The organism is Lysinibacillus sp. EB106-09-02-XG168, from assembly GCF_058791475.1.
Window position 1 is genome coordinate 1,895,176 of the sequence record NZ_JBYTDN010000003.1, and the last position, 18,006, is coordinate 1,913,181.

Consider the following 18,006-nt stretch of genomic DNA (forward strand, 5'->3'; position numbering starts at 1 on the left):
CCTTTTTTTTGATTTTAATGCTTGCAAATCAAAAAGTCATAGTGTAATATTCAACTAGTACACTATGACACGAGGTGTTTATGTTGAAAAAATTCACAGGGCTTTTAAAAAAGGAATGGGTGCTTTATCGGACATGGCTATTTGTAGGAGTTTTTATAGGGGTCATGCTGTCGATGGTAGTTCCATATTTAATAAGGCGGTTAAGTGATGGATTTACGATGGAAAATCAGCTGTCATTTGCCTTCTCAATACTAGTACTTGTATTAGGTGGATTTTATTCGATATTACAATTCCTAGCTAGTATTCGTCATGACTTAAAGAGCAAAGAGATATGGCTGCATTCAACTAGTTCTATCGCACAGCTTGTATTTGTGAAAATCGTATTTTCCTTAATAGGATACGCTATCTTTAATTTAATCTTTGCGAGTATAGCTATTTACAAAGTCAAAGATGAAATTGTCGGTAACTTCGCACAATTACTTTTATTTCTGTTGTTTATTGTAGCAATTATTGTAATTCTTCAATTGATGATGTTTGTAATAATGGTATTATTTTTAGCATTTAATCTTCAAATGAAACATTTAATTGGTAGATTTTCTATTGTTATTACTATGTTTACCTTCTTCTTCAGTATGGATTTATGGTTTAAATTTACAGCGAGTGAATTATATGATAATATTTTCCATCATATAGAGATTCCGCTAACGTGGTTGGTTCAATATTTTCCAAAAATACCAACGATGGAGCTACTTTTAGGCTCATTTTATGTCGTAGAAGATGTAGCAACGATTATTTTTGTAGCGATATTATTTATCATAGCGACAAAGTGGCTTGAAAAGGTGGTTTTACGATGACAATCGACTTTTCACGTGATAAGCCCATATATAGCCAGCTCGTAGATCGGATATGTGGGGATATTTTGAAAGGGAAGCTAGTGCTTGGGGATCGACTTCCTTCGGTTCGAGAATATGCAGTGGAAACAGGTGTCAATGTGAATACTGTGCAACGAGTGTATAAGGAGTTAGAAGCGATGAATATAACGGAAACCAAACGAGGGCAAGGTACATTTATTACTACCGATGATGGGCGAATTGCTCTATTACGGGAAGATATGAAAAATCAACTGGCAGATCATTTTTTAACTTCTATTGAAGCACTTGGGTTTTCAAAGGAAGAAATGCTCGTTGTTTTACAAAATAAATCGTGAGGTGAAATAAATGATACAGCTATCAAATGTTTCTTTTCGTTATATGAAAAAGCCTATTTTACAAGATGTGTCTTTTTCCATCCCTGTTGGACAAATCATTGGCCTTGTTGGGGAAAATGGTAGTGGCAAGTCGACATTATTAAAAGTGTTGGCCGGACTATTACGTCCAACAAGTGGTGAGGTATTGCTAGATGGAACGCCTGTTACACGCAGAAGTGCTGATGAAATTGCTTATTTACCAGATATTGATTTATTTTTTGATTTTTACACAGGTGAACAGCTTTTTCAGCACTATGCCTCTCAATTCGAAGATTTTTCGTATGATAAAGCTTGTATCGTTGCAGAGTTTTTACAGGTTGATAAAAATGTAAAGTTACGGCAATTATCCAAGGGGAACCGTGGCCGGATGAAAATGGCCGCAACTCTTGGGCGAGAAGTACCTTTTTATTTAATGGATGAGCCTTTCTCTGGTCTGGACCCAATCGTTCGTGAACAGCTAATTAAAGGGTTAATTCAATTTACTGACATTGAACATCAAACAATATTATTATCAACGCATGAGTTATATGAGGTAGAGCCTATTTTAGATCAAATCATTTTATTGCAAAATGGATCGATCATTGCACAAGAGGAAGTAGAGATGATTCGAGATGTTTCGAATAAGGATGCTGTGCAATGGATGAAGGCGTATTATAAGAAAGGGTGAAATTTATGACAACACAACCAATTGTTCAATTGCAAAATTTATCAAAAACTATTGGTGGCAAGCAATTGATTCAGCAATTGAATATCGATTTATATCCAGGGCAAATCACTGGTTTTTTAGGACCGAATGGTGCAGGGAAAACAACGACAATTCGTATGATGACAGGTCTTATGAATCCAACAGAAGGGAAAGTCATTATTGATGGTCTTTCTTTACAGGACAATTATGAGGAAGCGATTGGTAAAGTCGGTGTAATCGTAGAAAATCCGGAAATGTACAAATTTATGACGGGCTATAAAAACCTATTACACTTTGCGCGTATGCATAAAAACGTTACAAAAGAGCGTATTCAAGAGGTAGTGAGACAGGTTGGTCTTGAAAATCGTATTCATGAAAAGGTTTCGACGTATTCGCTAGGGATGCGTCAGCGTTTAGGACTTGCTCAAGCACTACTTCACCGACCAAAATTTTTAATTTTAGATGAACCAACAAATGGTTTAGACCCAGCAGGTATTCGCGAGTTTCGTATGTACTTGCGTAAAATTGCGACGGAGGATGGCGTATCTGTATTTGTTTCCAGCCACTTATTATCCGAAATTGAATTAATGTGTGATCGAGTAGCTGTCATACAAAATGGCAAACTCATCGATATTCGTGATATCAACGTTGAAACATCTTCGTTTTATTATATTGAAGCTACACCAAGTGATCAGGCTGCTGCTCTTCTACAAAAGCTCGATTACAACTTTGTGGCGGAAAATAACGGTTATGTAGTGGAAATAAAGAAAGAGGATATACCGAAACTCATTACCCAATTTGTTAACGAAGAAATTCAATTATTTGCCGTACAACCGCATCAAAAAACGTTAGAGGATCAATTCTTAGAAATGACAGGAGGTGGCCAAATTGTTGAAGCTAATGCAAAATGAATGGATGAAATTATGGCATAAAAAAGGAACTTGGGCAATGGTCGCGCTAGTAATCCTCTTTATTATTGGTCCTGGTATTATGATGAAATACTATGAAACAAAAGAGGGTAACACATGGCAGGAAAATGAACAGCAGGCCATTGAGAATTATAAAGAAATAATGAATGATGAAAATTTAACGGCAGAGGAAAAAAATTACTATGAAGAGCAAATAGCTATTTCTGAGTATCGATTAGCAAATGATGTGCCGTCTCAAGACTTAGCGGGCTTTATGTCATTTACAGGTAGTATGCTGAATTTAGTAACATTATTTACAGTTATTGTTGCAGCAAGTATTGTATCTAGTGAATACTCTACTGGTACGATTAAAATGTTATTAACACGTCCTGTTTCACGGGCAAAAATATTAACTTCAAAATTACTTACGACTTTCCTATTTGGGCTCTTATTATATGTTGTCAATATCGGAGTTAGCGCTCTAGTTGGACTTATACTATTTGGTGGTACAACTGGTGCTGAGTTAGAAATAGTCAACGGCCAGGTTGTTGAAAAAGCAGTCTGGAATGATTTGGCATACCACTATTTACTTACTGGCGGAAACTTTGTTATGTCAATGTTGTTTGCTTTCTTAGTAGGCTCCGTTTTCCGTTCAAGCTCTTTGGCAATTGGGTTAACGATGTTCTTATCGTTTACTGGCGGAATGATTGTAATGTTCTTAAGTAAATATAAAATCGTTAAATATGTTTGGTTAACTCATTCAGATTTAACACAATATGAACATAGTAGTTCAATACTAGACGGTATAACGATGCCATTCTCACTCACGATTCTTGCGATTTATGCTGTTCTTTTCCTTGCAATCAGCTATATGTCCTTTATGAAACGTGACGTCACAGCGTAAATAATAGAATTAATGAACTGTAGTCCAATTGGTTGAAGAAATCCTTCCAATTGGGCTATATTTTTTTCCTATAAATAAATCATGTTTATGTGTAATAGGATTTAAAATCATGATTCCGTTTCTTCTGTTCAAAAATAATGTTTATTTTTTATACGAGTGGTAATATAATGGATTACAAACTTAATGAAAACGTTTTTTTTTATTAAGTGGTCTAGACAACTATACCAAAGGGGGATATTTAATGTTAGCTTTCTTACAAAAAATCGGTAAGTCGTTAATGTTTCCAATCGCTACATTACCAGCAGCCGCAATATTGTTACGCTTAGGCTCTGATGACATGCTTGGTGCAGTGTCAAATGACGTTATTAAGCATATTGCAAGTATTATGGCAGCATCTGGTGATGCGATTTTAGGTAATTTACCTATTATATTTGCGATCGGTATCGCGATGGGCCTAGCACATGATAATAGTGGTGGTGCAGCATTAGCGGGCGCGATTGCACATCTAGTGTTAGTCGAAGTATTAAAATCTGTAAATGAAGACCTGAATATGGGTGTATTCGGTGGTATTATTGCAGGTATTACAGCAGGCTTACTTTATAACAAATTCTATAATGTAAAATTCCCAGAATGGCTGTCATTCTTCGGAGGACGGCGTTTTGTGCCAATTATAACGTCCATCACGATGGCGATTTTAGCAGGTATTTTAGCTGTTATATGGGGACCAATTCAAGGTGGTATTGATTCAGTAGGGAACTGGTTAATCGGTGCTGGATCACTTGGTGTTGGGTTATATGGCTTCTTAAATCGACTATTAATTCCAGTCGGTCTACATCACGTTATTAATACAATCATCTGGTTTGACTTTGGTGAATTTACAAATGCTGCGGGTGAACTTGTCAAAGGAGATATTCATCGATTTTTAGCAGGAGACCCATCAGCAGGACATTTCCAAGCAGGTTTCTTCCCAATTATGATGTTTGGATTACCAGCAGCATGTCTTGCGATGTACTTTGCAGCGAAAAAGAAAAATCGTGCAGTAGTCGGTGGTATGTTCGTATCCATCGCGTTGACAGCATTTTTAACAGGTGTAACAGAGCCTATTGAATTTACATTTATGTTTTTATCGCCAGTTCTTTATGGGATCCATGCAGTTTTAACAGGTATTTCGCTTGCTGTTGCCTATATTATTGGATTCCGTGACGGTTTTGCTTTTTCCGCAGGTTTAATTGACTATCTTTTAAACTTTGGTTTAGCTGATAGTCCATGGCTATTACTTCCATTGGGATTAGGTTTCGGGGCCATTTACTTTGTCGTTTTTTATTTCTTAATCAAGAAGTTAAATTTAAAAACACCTGGTCGTGAAGACGAAGATGAAGAAGGGGCAGATGTTACTTCAACTGTTTCTGATGATTTAGATGTTCGTGCTTTCCATACAATCCAAGCATTAGGTGGACAAAATAATATTAAGCAAGTTGATTACTGTACAACACGTCTTCGTATGACTGTAGGTGATGCGGATCAGGTGGATGAAAAAACATTAAAACAAACGGGCGCACGTGGTGTTATGCGTATAAGTAAGACAAATGTACAAGTGATTATCGGCACTTCCGTGGAGTTTTTGGCAGAAGCCATGAAAGATCGCCTGAAAAAAGGGAATCCAGCTCCTTTAAATGTAAATGTACAAAAAGAAGCGCCTGTTGAAGAGGCAACAACAGCAGAAGGAACAAATCCTTCCAATGATTTTGAAATGCCGATTACAGGAGATTTAATACCGTTATCTGACGTGCCAGATGATGCATTCTCATCAGGTATAATGGGACCAGGTTTTGGTATTTATCCAAAGGATGGTACAGTTCATGCGCCATTTGATGGTCAAGTAGTAATGGTCTTCCCGACGAAGCATGCGATTGGCTTAAAATCTGATTCAGGTATTGAACTATTAGTTCATGTCGGTTTAGATACGGTCACTCTAAATGGTGAAGGTTTTGAAGCGATGGTTACAGAAGGTCAAGTAATTAAACGTGGCGATACATTATTAAAAGTTGATTTTGAGAGTATTAAAGACAAAGTACCGTCTATTGTTACACCAGTTGTTTTCACAAGTTTAATGGGGCAAGAAATTACACTTGAAAAAACCGGTTTCCAACGATCGGGTTCACGTAACATTATTTCGATGAAGAAGTAACAAACAAAGGATGCTGTCTAAAAAGGTCCATCTAACAAAATGAACATGCATTTATCGTAAATCCGCTTTATTTTCTGTGGGAAAGCATAGTCCCACAGAAATCTATGCGGGTCGTAGCACTATATCAAAATTAGCATTGATAGGATCGCTTCAAACACTTAGGCCAGTATCTTCTAACAATCCTAGGAGATGTTTTTAATGAAATTATTAATCCGTAACATCACAGTTGTCAATGCAACAAGACGACTGGAATGTGTCGACGTTTTCATGAAGGATGGAAAAATCGCACAAATTGCGCAGCAAATTGACGCAGATCACGTGCAAATTATAGATGGTACAGGGAAATTTTTATTCCCTGGTTATATCGATATGCATATTCATGGCTCTGCTCAAATGGACACGATGGATGCATCGATTGAAGGTCTTCATATAATGGCGAAATCACTTGCAAAAGAAGGCACAATAGGCTTTTTAGCAACGACAATGACACAAAGCTATCAAAATATAGAACGAGCGCTTGAAAATATTGCGCAGTTTACTTCAAATCCAGATGAGGCAGAACTTCTAGGTATTCATATAGAAGGCCCTTTTATATCAAAAAAACGTGTAGGTGCACAGCCGCTTGAGCATGTTGTACCACCTGATTTCGCTGTTTTTACAAAGTGGCAAAACGTAAGTGCCAATAAAATTAAACAAATTACAATGGCGCCAGAAGAACCAAATGGATTTGAGGTCGTTCAAGCAATTGCAGAAAGCGGAGTGGTCGTTTCAATTGGTCATTCTGATGCAACATTTGAACAAATGAAAGAAGCGGTTCGTCATGGTGCAACACAAGGCACACATCTATACAACCAAATGCGCCCATTCCATCATCGAGATCCAGGTGTTGTCGGTGGCGTCTTATTATTAGAGGAAATGAAGGCAGAAATCATTGTTGATTTTATCCATATGCACAAGGATGCCGTGAACATGGCATATCGTTTAAAAGGGGCAGATGGTATTATTTTAATAACCGATGCAATGCGAGCAAAAGGAATGCCCTATGGAGATTATGACTTAGGTGGTCAAATGGTTCATGTCTCCGAAAGTGGAGCGCATTTATCAAATGGAGCCCTTGCTGGTAGTGTATTAAAAATGGACCAAGCTGTACGGAATATGCAACTCATCACGAACTGCACGTTAGAAGAACTAGTTAAAATGTCGAGCTACAATGCAGCAAAACAACTAAAACTGACGAACAAAGGACAAATCGAACAAGGATTTGATGCAGATGTTGTGATTTTGGATGAACAGTTAATGTTGCAACAAACAATAAAGGCTGGAAAAGTAATCTACGAAGCATAAGATTTCGTATGCCTATTTAATAAGTAAATAAGGGGGAATAGGAAATTGAGACTGGAACGCTTTGCTTCAAAAGAAGATTTATACGCTCGTGCTGTAGACATTATCGTGAATACTAAAAATAATGGTGCTACAACGTTCGGTTTAGCTACAGGTGGAACAATGGAGCCATTGTATAGTAAAATTTGTGAAACTGATATCGATTTTACGAATTGTATTAGCTTCAACCTGGATGAATACGTTGGACTTAGTGCTAAACATGAACAAAGTTACGCATATTATATGTACAAACATTTATTTCACAACAAACCATTTAAAGAATCTTATCTACCGAATGGTTTAGCTAATAATCCTACTGAGGAAATGGCAAGCTATGAATCATTATTACAGAAGCATCCATTAGATTTTCAATTGCTTGGGATCGGACAAAACGGTCATATCGGCTTTAATGAACCAGGCACATCATTTGATTCGTTGACTCATCTTGTAACGCTTGAAGAATCAACACGTCAAGCGAATGCACGTTTCTTTGATTCAATTGATGACGTTCCAACCCAAGCATTTACAATGGGAATTCAATCAATCATGCGCGCTAAGTGCATTTTGTTAATCGCTGTAGGAGAAGCAAAACGTGATGTATTAGAACGCGTTCTTGCATCTGAATATACAGAAGATGTCCCGGCAAGTGTATTAACAAAACATCCTAATGTCATTATATTAACAGATTTACAAAAAGAGGAGAATGAACAATGAAAACAAAACAATTTACAGTAGTAGACCCACTAGGAATTCACGCACGTCCAGCTAGCCAATTAGTAGCAGCAGCAACACCATTTGCTTCTTCAATTGAGTTACAAACAGAACAAAGAACAGCCAATTTAAAATCTATTTTAGGCGTGATGGGATTAGCCTTAAAACAAGGTTCAATATTTACATTACAAGTAGAGGGGGAGGATGAAGAACAAGCGTTTACTGCATTAACAAAATTAATTTCAGAAACGGGGCTAGCACAATGATCCAACTCAAAGGTATTGCCGCATCTGACGGCATTGCCATTGCAAAAGCATATTGTTTAGTACAACCGGATTTATCGTTTGCGAAAACAACTATTCAGGATATTGATGCAGAGCAGCAACGCTTAGTGGCCGCGCTTGAAAAATCAGCAGAAGAGTTAGCCGCTATTCAACAGCTAACGCATGAAAAATTAGGGGCGGAAGAAGCTGCCATTTTCGGTGCACATCTACTTGTCGTAAAAGATCCAGAATTAATTGGACCGATCAAACAAAAAATTGCCGAAGAAGCTGTTAATGCTGAATATGCATTGAATGAAGTTTCGACGATGTTTGTATCATTATTTGAAGGTATGGATAACGAATATATGAGTGAGCGTGCTGCAGATATTAAAGACGTGTCAAACCGCGTTTTAGCGCATCTACTCGGTGTACATATTCCAAATCCAAGCAATATTAATGAACAGGTGATTGTTGTAGCAACTGATTTAACACCTTCTGAGACAGCACAATTGGACCGTGATTTTGTTCTTGGCTTTACAACGGATATTGGCGGTCGTACATCACACTCTGCCATTATGGCACGTTCACTAGAAATTCCAGCCGTTGTAGGGACAGGTACAACAGTTGAGTCCATTCAAGATGGTGATTTATTAATCGTGGATGGTTTAACAGGCGATGTACTTGTGAACCCAACAGAAGAAGTGGTTGCAACCTATAGAAAAAAAGCGGAAGACTTTACTGCTCAACAAGCAGAGTGGGCAACATTACTAAATGAAAAAACGATTTCCAAAGACGGTGTTCAAGTTGAACTAGCTGCGAACATTGGGGCACCAGCTGATTTAGAAGGCGTTCTACGTCACGGTGGTGAAGGAATCGGTTTATATCGTACAGAATTTTTATATATGGGACGAGACAACTTACCTTCTGAGGAAGAACAATTTACGGCCTATAAAACGGTATTAGAAGGAATGGAAGGTAAAGCGGTTGTCATCCGAACACTCGATATTGGTGGCGATAAAAATTTACCATATCTACCGCTCCAAGAAGAAATGAATCCGTTTCTCGGTCATCGAGCGATTCGTCTATGTTTAGAGTATCAAGACATTTTCCGTACACAATTGCGTGCATTACTACGTGCATCCAATTACGGTAACTTAAAAATTATGTTCCCTATGATTGCGACATTGCAAGAATTCCGTGACGCGAAAGCGATTCTTTTGGAAGAAAAGGAAAACCTACTTGCAAAAGGGGTCGAGGTAAATGAGATTGAAATTGGCATTATGGTTGAAATTCCATCAACAGCAGTGATGGCAGATATTTTTGCGAAAGAAGTAGACTTCTTCTCGATTGGTACAAATGATTTAATTCAATATACGATGGCAGCGGATCGTATGAATGAAAAAGTATCTTATTTATATCAACCATATAACCCTGCGATTTTACGTTTGATTAAAATGGTCATTGATGCGGCTCACAAAGAAAAGAAATGGGCTGGTATGTGTGGTGAAATGGCAGGGGATGAATATGCCGTACCACTATTACTTGGTTTAGGTCTAGATGAATTTTCAATGAGTGCAACATCCATTTTAAAAACACGTTCCTTAATTAAACATTTATCCGTAGCGGATATGCGAGCATTAGCAACAGAAGCATTACAATTAACAACATCTGATGAAATATTAGCTAGAGTGAAGCAAGCTGTTCATTAATTGTTTGCAAATATAAGACAAGTAGTTGAAGATCAAGAAAGAGGGTGATCTTCAACTGCTTTTTTATTTTGAACAATTTTTGTTGTGATTTGTTTAGAAAAGGATTAAGGACGTAAATACATTTCGATATCAAAGAATGTATTAAGCCAGACTCTCATTAGCAATTGCTTTATAGTATTTCGGATTCCTGCTTTTTACCAAAATGTGTAACAGGGGCGTTTTAGCGGTTTGTCATTCGATTTACAAACGGTTAGCAAATTAGAATTAATTATATTGAACTATTACGTTAATCTGCATCATTTATTCATATTTACTTTCTATACTATGGGAATATCAAAATTCATAACTAGTTTTGAGGAGTGGGAAAAATGAAAGCAGAGAAAATATTTTTTTCAGTTTAATATTAACGAAAGATGAGTAATAAATTGGAATAAACTTGCTAATGCAGGTAAGTTCTAAAATAGAAGGTGTGTCTATGTATAGTTTAATATCGAAAATAAGTCAAACTATCAGTGAGCCTATTAAAGTATTTTTATACGCCTATGAACATTCCCCATTCATTATAGCAATTCTTCTTGGATTAGTAGGCGCTTTAGCACCTTGTCAATTAACGGGGAATATGAGTGCTATTACTTTCTATGGAAATCGATCTTTGCAAATGAAAAACAATTGGCAGGAAATTGTCTTTTTTATATTAGGGAAAGTTGTAGTATTTAGTTTATGTAGCTTTATAAAAAAGTTTGATCATTTATTGTCACTGGTTGACCCGTCTGAGTGAAAGCAATCGTGCTGGGTCTATGGAACGAACGATGAAGGATTTGCAGAAGGCTGAGCTTGTGATCCTGGACGAATGGTGATGACGGGGATGCAGCGCAACTGCTATTTAAGGTGATTGCCGCCAGCTACGAACGCCGAGTCTGGCCCTGACCATGAATCTGGAGTTCTCCAAATGGGGCTCAATCTTTATCGATGACCAGATGGCTGTCGCGGACTCGCCCACCACGGACAATGGATTGTCTTGGAAGGAGAGAGCTACCGCCTGAGGCATACCCTGATGCGCCAAAAGTGACTGTAGCAACTGGAAATTCACCAAGGATTTTTGAAGTCCTGCCAGGAAATTCCACTCAAGAAAACACAGGCCACCTCATAGGCCATGAAATAGCTGCCTGGGACGGCCTGTTACCTTTTGCGACATTCAGACCTACAACTGGATTCATAAATTATCTCCTCCTTATGAAGTGGATTGACCAGTGACCTCTATCTACCTTGTCATTCATATCTTCGTTAGTTATACGGGATCCCTTTGTCCCAACCAGCCTAATCATGTGTTAACAAGTAGAGGGCGAACAGTTTAGTTATCGAGCTCAAGTCCCACGAGTGCTTCCGTTCTGCTCCGGCTACTATCAATCTATAAATTGAATAAAAAATAGTCAACCAGATTTACTCTGGCTGACCTTATAATACGAACGGGGTGCTTTAGTTGAATTGTGATCTTCCACAATCGGGCGCAATTCGTGAATTGGAATTGTGCCTTTTTTCAGTACTAGAACCAATATTACTAAATAACATCTTTTTTGAAACTGAATATTGATATAAACGTATAGGTAAGATTGAGAAAGCAGTTATTCCGCCATAAGCAAGTATAGCTAAATTTTATATTTGAAAAATATAATGCAATGGACTCTACTAATCTTTATTGGAAATTAACACTACATACTTCGAACTAAGTATCTACTGTAAAATAATTAAAATTGTAATATACTATTTTAAATAGGTTAACAATATTAATTTGTGTTTTATTCAAAGATCTCTAGATAGTCCAGAAAAATATTATTAGGAGTCCTAAAATGAAAAAGAAAATAAATTATTTAATCTTACTTTTAACTACCATCTTTATAGTTGGTTGTACTAACGTAGAAGATGTATCGAATACTGATGGGAAAGCTGATTCACAAGAAGTAACTACAAAAAATAGTGAAAAAGAAAAAACTACGACTGAAAAACAAGTAGTAGAGAAAACATCAACTCAATCAAAAGATCAACTGTTCAAAGGTTACAAACTAATTGAAGTTGATGGTGGTGATTTGTCTGGACATCGCGAACCTAACGTCGTCGTTGACATTGGTTTTGGGGACCGCGAGTATTGGTCCTTTACGAATGAACACGGGCAAATAGTCCGTGTCATTGCTGACGAAATCGTTCTACAAGATGATCGTACCGAACCTGTAACATCGTCTGGCAGATACTACGCTGATGAAGCAAAAGTTCCTGGTGTGGAAAGAGCAGACTTAGATGAAGGACATATTATTGCAGATTCTCTTGGTGGGGTATCAAATGCTTATAATATTACGCCACAAGATAGTACGCTTAACCGACATGGTGATCAAGCATATATGGAAGACGCTATGCGTAAAGCTGGGGGAGCTACTAATTTTGAAGCAATAATCACATATCCTAATACGGAAACGCAGATTCCTTCTCATTACAAGTACACTTACACTTTAAAAGGGAATAAAATTGTAGATGAGTTTGATAACGGCAACCCTGATGAAATAAATAAATCTCTAGGATTAACTGAAAGTAAATCAACTAACTCAAATAAGTCAACAAGTTCTAATAAATCCAATGCTTTGAAAGGCACTGAAGATATTTCTAGCGTTGATACAGATGGAAATGGTCAAGTAACGATTAAAGAAGCAAAGGCAGCAGGTTATAGCATGCCAATAACGAGTGATCACTGGTTATACCCATATATGAAAGATAATGATAACGACGGTATGGTAGGGGAATAAGTACCTAGAACTCAAGGCAAAGTAATGAATGAAATAGACGGATGACTTTACAGAAACAATTGGGCGCTTTTCTGAAATAAGGAAAGCGTCTTTCTTCATGAAAGTGGAAATTTTGTGGATATTTATGTTAAAAATAGGAGGGGTATGAAATAATTCGCTTAAACTAACATAGTTGGGGGGATAACAATGGATATTCAAGAATGGAGAAAATTGAAGTGAAAAAACTATAGTTCAACTACAAAACCTTGGCAAACGGCAGCCTGGAAAAAGAAAAGAGAAAATCTCATTAAAGATTGCTGCGAACAATGTGGTAACACTAAAGGGTCAATGGTGTTACTGCATTTATGGCACCCACCTACATATAAAGAGCATATTAGAGAAATTTATGAGCATTTTTTCATTAAAGCACAAAATACTTCTTCTTTGCCAGAAGCGACAGATGAAGAGGTAAAATCCTTTATGCCTGAATTCACGGAACAAAAAGAAGCTTGTCCTTCAAGTGAAATGAGAAGTATTAATAAACGAAAAACAATGACCCCTATTTATCGGTGTAGAAAGTGCGACCATGAATTTGATGTACCAAAGATGGTTCCCTACAATTCAAAATTAAAGATAGTTGCTCTTTCTATTGAAATTTAAAAAAAGCATTACTTTTGAAAAACAACGAAAATTCAAGTGGAATATATACGGGGAAGAAATGAGAACTATAGCTGTCTTAAAAGGAATCGAAGTTCATAAAAGGTATATTTCAATGGAAGATACAAAAACATATTGTAAACGATGTGCTTTTTTGTGGGATAGGAAGAGGCTGAAGGTATGTGATGTATGCAAGGAAATGCTAATTCCTCTTCTGATGCACGCATGTGATGAATGTCAAAAAGAAGGTCATCCAGTAGTTTTATAGGACGAGGGACGAGTGGAGTTTTCCGGCCGTTTTTGGGATTGCAACTTCTAGTGATGCTGGGACTTATCCATTTATTTGACGCAAAAAGGTTTATTATGCGTACAAGCATGAAACTGGGAAGAGTGATTCAAATCGTAGCGGGGGTTATTCTAATTCTAATCGGCGTAACGGATACAATTACTTATTGGGGATTATATTAAAGTGGAATAAAGTAAAAGGAGGAGAAGTAAAGTAAAAATAAAATATCGATATATACTTACAATATTTCGCATTTCTCCCGTTAAAATAAACAACTCCTTGCTTTTGGTTGAACAGGAGAAAAGCGAAATTTTTTTGATTTCCTTAATGGGAATGTGCTTTTATGTATAATAGAGCAGACAATGCAAATTTTTTAAATATGAATAGAAAGTGTGAAAAAAATGATAGGTGCAACATTATTATTTATCCTCGCTGGTGTAGGGGAAATTGGAGGCGGCTATTTAATATGGCTTTGGTTAAGAGAAGGTAAACCATTTTACTGGGGCGTTTTAGGAGGAATTGCATTAGCTTTATATGGAGTTATCGCTACTTTTCAGACCTTCCCAACCTTTGGGAAGGTCTATGCTGCCTATGGAGGTGTCTTTATTGTCCTTTCCATTTTGTGGGGCTGGGGAATAGACGGAGAAAAACCAGACACATTAGATTGGGTTGGAGCTGGTATTTGTTTGATTGGTGTGATGGTGATTTTATTACCTCGATCATGAGAGGTTGTTGAAGGAATTAAAGTAGAACGTTAAAGCTGAAAAAGGCCAATTTACCATTAATGTGTTTTAAAGTAACATATTAGAGGATTTTCCGAGTTTGAATTGAATATTTGTAGTAATGCCGAAAAAGTATGGGGGTCGCAAATTTGCTACTTTATTTTTGATATGTATCATCTACCTAAAAATTTTAAAATAATTTAGGAGTTGATATATGATGATATACAAAAATTCTATTAATGGAATCTCGGATGAGATGTTGAACGGCTTTTTTGTGGATTGGCCGAATCCTCCTAATCCACGAACCCACTTAGAGCTGCTAAAAAATAGTAGTAAAGTAATCATTGCTTTAGATGATCATTCGAATCAAGTAGTTGGATTTATAACAGCGATCAGCGATGGGGTTTTATCTGCCTATATTCCGTTTCTTGAAGTTTTGCCGGATTATAAAGGAAAAGGTATTGGCAAGGTATTAGTCAATCAAATGTTAAAGGAACTTGATCATATCTATATGGTTGATTTGTGTTGTGACGATGACTTAGTTCCTTATTATGAAGAGTTTGGCATGATCAAATCAAACGGTATGCTCGTTAGGAATTACGAAATGCAGTCGGGAATCTCAAACAAATAAATAGTTAGCAAAACGCTTGGATATTTTCCAAGCGTTTTTTTGTGCTTAATTATTCGTCAATGCTTTCAAGATTTCACGTGTGAAATGATTGTTATTTCTTTATAGCGACAAAACGTAATCTGCATAATCAGCAACCCATTGATGATTCTGATAAGCATTGGCTTTAATAATTGTTCGCATTTTGCATAAATTTGTCTTTTTCAGTTTCTGATAAATGCTAGAGCATATTAGTACGGAACATTACTAGCCAGTTTCGTAGCCCATCCGTGCCCTGAATCGGTGTTGGACGTTCATATAGTGAAATCATGTCAACTGTAAAACCAGCACCTTCCAATTTCGATTGATATTCTTCTACAGTTGGAAAATACCACGGCAAACATTCCTCAATATAAGGTAGTTTATATTCTTACATACTTTTTTGAAATGTCCACCTATTTCAGCGATGAAACGACCGCCTTGTTTAAGTGCACTGTAAATATTTTTGATGATGCTTCATCCAATGTAACGCAGCGTTTGAAAAATTGATTGGTTAAGTGAAGTGCTGTAGCATCCATTGTGTGAAACTAATGTCCGGATATTTTTGCTGTGCAGCGATAATCATATCGTGGGAGTTATCTATCCCTTGAACATGGGCGCCATGAGTAGCAATTTCATGGGCTAAGTCACCAGTGCCACAGCCGACATCTAAAACTCTTTCATTTCCTGAGCTTCCTCCAAATTTTGAACCAAAGTCATGTTTTTGATCATATAAATGGGCATTCCATTTTGGTGTCATTTCCCTCATCTCCTTTGTTTGAGCATAACAAAGAATTTAATTGAACAGAAATACGTAAAATGATTAGTTTTGATTCCATATTGGAATTTACGAGGACCAGTTTAATAAGTAAGTGCGGTTAAAATGAAAGACCACCTAATGTATTGATTTACCTGTGCAGCTACTCAATTAAGTCATTTTTTTATTTTATTATATGGAAGAATTATATAAATAATATATAAGCATTTTGTTATAGGTGAAATGGAGGTATAATTTACATTATGTTGAAAAAATTTGGAAAGTGGAGACAATTGTAATTTTCTAGAAAAATAAATTGTGCAATTTATATGAGGGTGGTTTTTTTATGTGGATTTTTTTGGGGGGCATAATAATAGGACTTTTACTAAACTGTATACGCCTACATTATCAAAAATCTAAGCTACAACAAAAAGTAGAGTTATTAGAACCACTAGTGGAATCGGTTGAAAATATACGTGATATTTTATATTACTGTGAGACGGTTCCTAAGTTGAAATATCTATATTTAAGTCCTACTGTCAATAATCTCCTTGGTCCAAATGCATTAAGAGATCATACACAGGATCCTGATAAAATTTTTGAAATAATCCATCCAGATGATTATGAGATCTTAGTAAAGAAAATATTAGGGAAACTTAATTTTAACCAGCCTATTACGGTACGATTAAAAAATCATCTAGGGGAGTATATTTGGTCTGAGGAATATGCTACACCTGTTTATAAGGATGGTAAGTTTGTAGCTATACAAGGTTTGTATAGAAATATTAATGATAAAATCGTATTACAACAGCAATTAGAGTATAAATCTACTCATGACGCCTTAACAAATTTGTATAATCGAGATTATTTTCAAGCAAAGATGGCTCATTTTAACGAACGCAACGACCCGATTACAGTAGTCCTAGCAGATTTAGATGAGCTGAAATGGGTTAATGACGAATACGGTCATCAAATGGGAGATAAATTAGTTTGTGAAACAGCAGCTTGTTTCGAAGCTTATGCAGATAATGACATGCTTATAGCAAGAATCGGTGGTGATGAATTCTCTATTCTTATTCCAAATAAAAGCGTCTTACAAGTCGAGCAATATTTAAAAAATGTTGAGATGAAAATGCAAAGAGACTATAAAGATCTACCGTTCTCATCGATTAAAATATCTATCGGATATGAATATAGCAATTCCTCTTACGGCACTATGGAGCAGTTGTTTAGTCAGGCAGATGCAAAGATGTATAAAAATAAGAAGAAAAGAAAATTATTAAAGGAAAAGGTTTAGACTTTTATTTTGACGCCGAAACCGCACCATAAGTAAGTGCGCTTATGAAAAGAGAGCCTGGGACATAATGAAAAGTTATCATTTTTCATGTTGTTGAAGGAATTGATCTGGGTACGCTAAGGGGGCGTCCTGAACCTGGAGTATAAAGTGTATTGCTATTCCACTAGGAGTCGACCCTGCACGCCTTATCCTTTAGCAATGTTAAGTTCTAAAGATCCATATCATTGGACAGTGATTAATGGTTATTACAGCAATGGGATATTAGTTATTTAAATCTTGATGGTAGTTCAAGTTCATCTACAAGAATTAAAGTTTCTTTAATGTTTGAAAGCAAGGCAGGATATACTTATATGGCATTGAAATAAAATGTAGGTTGAAATAAAGTCATACCGTTTATAAAAAAGATGTAGCGTTTAAAATAAAGTTATACCATTTTACCCCTTTAGATTTTAGTTATCTAAAGGGGTGTTTTATGTCTAAAAGAGCAAGTTTTTATCTTTTTAATCAGTCTTTTTTATAAAAATAGATTTCTGGGGCATATTATTAAAATCATTTTATATTTCTATAAATTCTATCTTTTACTAATACCTTTTTACTTGTTTAAGATTTTCTTTCTTTTTCTTAGGAACGGATTGGCGCAGTTGTATTTTCTTAGTGTGTTTGAAATTGTGTTGCCAGATTCTAAATAATTTTTCATTAATGGCACGCCTTTAAATTATATTTTATATTGTATTTTTATACAAAAAACATACAAGTAAATAACGATAAGCCAATATTTCTCAAAGTTTTATGTAGTACTTTGTATTGTGTAACTAAGCTCTTGTTGCTTGTTTGTCAACATGAATAATATGCTATATGAAAATATGGGATGAGGTA

The 18,006-nt window shown here is 36.2% G+C and carries 19 protein-coding genes; 17 read left to right on the forward strand and 2 right to left on the reverse strand.

From position 1 onward, the window contains the following. The first annotated feature begins 80 nt into the window (after positions 1–80). The 16 genes from AC3WSO_RS09920 to AC3WSO_RS09995 all read left to right on the forward strand — a co-directional run bounded on the left by AC3WSO_RS09920 (position 81) and on the right by AC3WSO_RS09995 (position 15,061). A complete protein-coding gene (locus tag AC3WSO_RS09920; protein WP_492530445.1) occupies positions 81–854 on the forward strand; it encodes a hypothetical protein in 774 nt (257 codons plus the stop codon). Beyond that, on the forward strand, positions 851–1,207 hold the full coding sequence (locus AC3WSO_RS09925; protein WP_376076230.1) for a GntR family transcriptional regulator: 357 nt from the start codon (positions 851–853) through the stop codon (positions 1,205–1,207). The genes AC3WSO_RS09920 and AC3WSO_RS09925 overlap by 4 nt, the downstream gene beginning before the upstream one ends. 10 nt (positions 1,208–1,217) lie before the next feature. Beyond that, positions 1,218–1,913, forward strand: coding sequence for an ABC transporter ATP-binding protein (locus AC3WSO_RS09930; RefSeq protein ID WP_492530446.1), 696 nt, complete (start codon positions 1,218–1,220; stop codon positions 1,911–1,913). A gap of 5 nt (positions 1,914–1,918) precedes the next feature. Next, on the forward strand, positions 1,919–2,842 hold the full coding sequence (locus AC3WSO_RS09935) for an ABC transporter ATP-binding protein (protein WP_492530447.1): 924 nt from the start codon (positions 1,919–1,921) through the stop codon (positions 2,840–2,842). Further along, positions 2,811–3,743, forward strand: coding sequence for an ABC transporter permease (locus tag AC3WSO_RS09940; protein WP_492530448.1), 933 nt, complete (start codon positions 2,811–2,813; stop codon positions 3,741–3,743). Before AC3WSO_RS09935 ends, AC3WSO_RS09940 begins: the two co-directional genes overlap by 32 nt. Positions 3,744–3,984: 241 nt before the next feature. Next, positions 3,985–5,931, forward strand: coding sequence for an N-acetylglucosamine-specific PTS transporter subunit IIBC (gene nagE, locus AC3WSO_RS09945; protein ID WP_492530449.1), 1,947 nt, complete (start codon positions 3,985–3,987; stop codon positions 5,929–5,931). Positions 5,932–6,129: 198 nt separating this feature from the next. After that, complete coding sequence (gene nagA, locus AC3WSO_RS09950; RefSeq protein WP_492530450.1) at positions 6,130–7,275, forward strand: N-acetylglucosamine-6-phosphate deacetylase; 1,146 nt, start codon at positions 6,130–6,132, stop codon at positions 7,273–7,275. Positions 7,276–7,320: 45 nt separating this feature from the next. Continuing rightward, entirely contained in the window at positions 7,321–8,025 is a 705-nt protein-coding gene (locus AC3WSO_RS09955) for a glucosamine-6-phosphate deaminase (RefSeq protein WP_492530451.1), read from the forward strand. After that, positions 8,022–8,288 (forward strand): HPr family phosphocarrier protein, encoded by a 267-nt coding sequence (locus AC3WSO_RS09960; protein ID WP_492530452.1) that lies wholly within the window; start codon positions 8,022–8,024, stop codon positions 8,286–8,288. Before AC3WSO_RS09955 ends, AC3WSO_RS09960 begins: the two co-directional genes overlap by 4 nt. After that, entirely contained in the window at positions 8,285–9,994 is a 1,710-nt protein-coding gene (ptsP, locus tag AC3WSO_RS09965; RefSeq protein WP_492530453.1) for a phosphoenolpyruvate--protein phosphotransferase, read from the forward strand. Before AC3WSO_RS09960 ends, ptsP begins: the two co-directional genes overlap by 4 nt. A gap of 475 nt (positions 9,995–10,469) precedes the next feature. After that, the gene (locus AC3WSO_RS09970) at positions 10,470–10,772 is read left to right on the forward strand and encodes a hypothetical protein (protein WP_492530454.1); all 303 of its coding nucleotides are present in this window, start codon (positions 10,470–10,472) and stop codon (positions 10,770–10,772) included. Between the two features lie 1,069 nt (positions 10,773–11,841). Beyond that, positions 11,842–12,786 carry a DNA/RNA non-specific endonuclease gene (locus AC3WSO_RS09975; RefSeq protein WP_492530455.1) on the forward strand — a complete coding sequence of 315 codons (945 nt, stop codon included), beginning with the start codon at positions 11,842–11,844 and terminating at the stop codon, positions 12,784–12,786. Between the two features lie 330 nt (positions 12,787–13,116). Next, on the forward strand, positions 13,117–13,425 hold the full coding sequence (locus AC3WSO_RS09980; RefSeq protein WP_492530456.1) for a hypothetical protein: 309 nt from the start codon (positions 13,117–13,119) through the stop codon (positions 13,423–13,425). Further along, complete coding sequence (locus AC3WSO_RS09985) at positions 13,415–13,690, forward strand: hypothetical protein (RefSeq protein WP_492530457.1); 276 nt, start codon at positions 13,415–13,417, stop codon at positions 13,688–13,690. Before AC3WSO_RS09980 ends, AC3WSO_RS09985 begins: the two co-directional genes overlap by 11 nt. Before the next feature lie 419 nt (positions 13,691–14,109). After that, positions 14,110–14,433, forward strand: a complete 324-nt coding sequence (locus tag AC3WSO_RS09990; RefSeq protein WP_492534305.1) for a YnfA family protein — start codon at positions 14,110–14,112, stop codon at positions 14,431–14,433. A gap of 214 nt (positions 14,434–14,647) precedes the next feature. Further along, entirely contained in the window at positions 14,648–15,061 is a 414-nt protein-coding gene (locus tag AC3WSO_RS09995; protein ID WP_492534307.1) for a GNAT family N-acetyltransferase, read from the forward strand. A gap of 217 nt (positions 15,062–15,278) precedes the next feature. On the opposite strand, the gene AC3WSO_RS10000 is transcribed toward AC3WSO_RS09995, so the two are convergent. Both AC3WSO_RS10000 and AC3WSO_RS10005 read right to left on the reverse strand, forming a co-directional pair. Then, on the reverse strand, positions 15,279–15,437 hold the full coding sequence (locus tag AC3WSO_RS10000) for a hypothetical protein (RefSeq protein WP_492530458.1): 159 nt from the start codon (positions 15,435–15,437) through the stop codon (positions 15,279–15,281). Positions 15,438–15,590: 153 nt separating this feature from the next. Beyond that, complete coding sequence (locus AC3WSO_RS10005) at positions 15,591–15,836, reverse strand: class I SAM-dependent methyltransferase (protein WP_492530459.1); 246 nt, start codon at positions 15,834–15,836, stop codon at positions 15,591–15,593. A gap of 343 nt (positions 15,837–16,179) precedes the next feature. On the opposite strand from AC3WSO_RS10005, the gene AC3WSO_RS10010 reads away from it, so the two are divergent. Next, positions 16,180–17,130, forward strand: a complete 951-nt coding sequence (locus AC3WSO_RS10010) for a sensor domain-containing diguanylate cyclase (protein WP_492530460.1) — start codon at positions 16,180–16,182, stop codon at positions 17,128–17,130. The last annotated feature ends 876 nt before the right edge of the window (positions 17,131–18,006 follow it).

What these genes read in the sequence shown, in the direction of transcription:
- AC3WSO_RS09925 (WP_376076230.1), top strand. Translation starts at nt 851, where the DNA reads ATGACAATCGACTTTTCACGTGATAAGCCCATATATAGCCAGCTCGTA.
- AC3WSO_RS09930 (WP_492530446.1), top strand. Translation starts at nt 1,218, where the DNA reads ATGATACAGCTATCAAATGTTTCTTTTCGTTATATGAAAAAGCCTATT.
- AC3WSO_RS10010 (WP_492530460.1), top strand. Translation starts at nt 16,180, where the DNA reads ATGTGGATTTTTTTGGGGGGCATAATAATAGGACTTTTACTAAACTGT.
- nagE (WP_492530449.1), top strand. Translation starts at nt 3,985, where the DNA reads ATGTTAGCTTTCTTACAAAAAATCGGTAAGTCGTTAATGTTTCCAATC.
- AC3WSO_RS09995 (WP_492534307.1), top strand. Translation starts at nt 14,648, where the DNA reads ATGATATACAAAAATTCTATTAATGGAATCTCGGATGAGATGTTGAAC.
- AC3WSO_RS09975 (WP_492530455.1), top strand. Translation starts at nt 11,842, where the DNA reads ATGAAAAAGAAAATAAATTATTTAATCTTACTTTTAACTACCATCTTT.
- AC3WSO_RS09920 (WP_492530445.1), top strand. Translation starts at nt 81, where the DNA reads ATGTTGAAAAAATTCACAGGGCTTTTAAAAAAGGAATGGGTGCTTTAT.
- AC3WSO_RS10005 (WP_492530459.1), bottom strand. Translation starts at nt 15,836, where the DNA reads ATGACACCAAAATGGAATGCCCATTTATATGATCAAAAACATGACTTT.
- nagA (WP_492530450.1), top strand. Translation starts at nt 6,130, where the DNA reads ATGAAATTATTAATCCGTAACATCACAGTTGTCAATGCAACAAGACGA.
- ptsP (WP_492530453.1), top strand. Translation starts at nt 8,285, where the DNA reads ATGATCCAACTCAAAGGTATTGCCGCATCTGACGGCATTGCCATTGCA.
- AC3WSO_RS09960 (WP_492530452.1), top strand. Translation starts at nt 8,022, where the DNA reads ATGAAAACAAAACAATTTACAGTAGTAGACCCACTAGGAATTCACGCA.
- AC3WSO_RS09935 (WP_492530447.1), top strand. Translation starts at nt 1,919, where the DNA reads ATGACAACACAACCAATTGTTCAATTGCAAAATTTATCAAAAACTATT.
- AC3WSO_RS09970 (WP_492530454.1), top strand. Translation starts at nt 10,470, where the DNA reads ATGTATAGTTTAATATCGAAAATAAGTCAAACTATCAGTGAGCCTATT.
- AC3WSO_RS09990 (WP_492534305.1), top strand. Translation starts at nt 14,110, where the DNA reads ATGATAGGTGCAACATTATTATTTATCCTCGCTGGTGTAGGGGAAATT.